We start from the raw sequence: 214 nt of genomic DNA on the forward strand, positions 1-214 counted from the left end.
TTTTGCACATTATTTCCGAATCCGCCTGAAATAATTTGAAAAAGGGATTCTGAAATAATGTGCTAGTTTACAGCTTAGCTTAGATGAAATCGCTGTAAAAAAGGGACATCAGTATGAAACCGTATTGATGGATGCCAAAGCCGGATCGGTCATGGGAATGCATGCCGATCGCCAATGTGACTCCGCCATCAACTTGTTGAGCCAAAATGTCCTG

At 42.1% G+C, this 214-nt stretch carries 1 pseudogene; it reads left to right on the forward strand.

Annotated features, from left to right (window positions below):
• Positions 1-73: 73 nt before the first annotated feature.
• A pseudogene (locus DCC82_RS18495) lies at positions 74-214 on the forward strand (ISL3 family transposase); the annotation flags it as partial.

The organism is Geobacillus sp. LYN3 (assembly GCF_003064505.1).
GTDB classification, from domain to species: Bacteria; Bacillota; Bacilli; order Bacillales; family Anoxybacillaceae; genus Parageobacillus_B; species Parageobacillus_B toebii.